This window comes from Vreelandella rituensis (assembly GCF_003336665.1).
Lineage (GTDB): Bacteria > Pseudomonadota > Gammaproteobacteria > Pseudomonadales > Halomonadaceae > Vreelandella > Vreelandella rituensis.
In genome coordinates this window covers 1-1,580 of the sequence record NZ_QPIJ01000142.1, presented here as the reverse complement: position 1 = coordinate 1,580, position 1,580 = coordinate 1, and the positions used below count along the sequence as shown (strand labels likewise).

Annotated in this window: 1 protein-coding gene and 1 pseudogene; one reads left to right on the top strand and one right to left on the bottom strand. The window is 57.0% G+C overall.

The genetic code is table 11. The features are described from left to right. Window positions 1-181, bottom strand: a pseudogene (locus DU506_RS21120) (hypothetical protein); the annotation flags it as partial. Window positions 182-363: 182 nt separating this feature from the next. Here DU506_RS21120 and DU506_RS21115 point away from each other — a divergent pair. After that, a partial coding sequence (locus DU506_RS21115; RefSeq protein ID WP_114488782.1) for a type IV pili methyl-accepting chemotaxis transducer N-terminal domain-containing protein occupies window positions 364-1,580 on the top strand: 1,217 nt, incomplete at its 3' end.

Below are 1,580 nucleotides of genomic sequence, written 5' to 3'. Positions count from 1 at the left end.
GAAGGACGGCAAAAGCCACGTCCCCAAAGCCCAGTGCCTCTTGCAGCTCTATGCCCAGCACGGCGAAAATCGTCCAACAAGCGAAAACCAGCGCGAATGCCAGTGGCGACAACACCACCACCACCAGCGAGCGATAGCCATTGGATACCTCGGCGATGAGGGCTTCCTTGACAGGTATCATGGGGTTGAACTCGCGAGGATATTGCCGGATTCTCGTCACAACCACGCGAACCGTCAAAAGGGCATTGGAGGTATACTTTAAGAGGGTTATGCCTACCCAATAGGGTATGATCGAGTGGTTTCAAAACCACACCAAAAACCACCACGCCATTCATCATGCCTGTGCGGAGGTCGTTCGACTCGATGAAATTACTCCAACGCTCGTTGGTCGCTCGTATCATTGCTTCGCTGTTAGCCATCAGCAGCATGGTGGTGATCAGTATCGTGGTGACCATCGTGGTCGCGGGAAGCAGCCGTGGCGATGCCGCCGCCATCAATATGGCGGGCTCGTTGCGCATGAACACCTACCAGATCGTTGCCTCGCTACAACGCTACCAGCAGCAGCCAGGCGCCGAAAATCGTCGCCAGGTGCAAGCGCTGACCGACCACTTTGATTCACGCCTGACAAGCTTGGAATTGACCAACGCGATTCCCGACGATGCGAGTCACGCTCTTCAGGAGCAGCATCAACTGATTATCCAACGCTGGGAGCAAGAGCTGTCCCCGCGGCTGAAAGCCGCCATCGTGGGTGAGTCGGTCAGCAATGTAGCGCTCAATCAGAGACTCGACGGTCTGGTCGCCGATATCGAAACGTTGGTGACGCTTCTCGAGCAAAATACCGAAGCCAAGATCCGCTTGCTGAGCGTGCTGCAGTTACTTTTCCTGGGGCTTACCATTGCAGTGGTGGTGATTGCACTTTTCGATATTCGCCACAACCTGACGCGCCCTCTCCATCAGTTGGTGGTACTTGCCAGAGAAGCCGCACAGCGCAACTTCCAATACCGCACCCATCTCAAGGGTAGCGACGAACTTGCCTTGCTGGGCCGCACTTTCGACGGCATGTCCGAAGAACTGGCTGCAAGCTACGCCGCCCTGGAGGAGAAGGTCTCGCGCAAGGAACAGGAACTCGAGCGCAGCAATCAGGCAATGCAACTGATGCACGATGCCAGCCGCACCCTGTACGGCGGGGGTAACGATCTATGCTCAAGTGCCGCCCCCATGCTGCGTCAACTGGAAACCCTGCTCGAGCTGGGCCCCATCCGGCTGTCGCTGAATGATCCTTTCGATCATCGGGAAATGCCCGTCCTCGAAACGCATTCACGCACAAGGCCGGTGTACTGTCGGGACCAGGAATGTCATGCCTGCCTGATCGACCCTCAGCCCCTGGAGATCATGGCAAGCGATCAGGTTCAATGCTTGCTCCTGCCTATCAGCGTGGGCGATGCCATGCTCGGCACCCTGGAAATCTGGTATCCACAAAAGCAGCTCGCCGACAGTACCCGGCGCTTGCTGACCGTACTGGCGGACCAGTTGGCCACTGCGGTATATTTGCAACGCCGTATCGAGGAGCAACAGCAGGT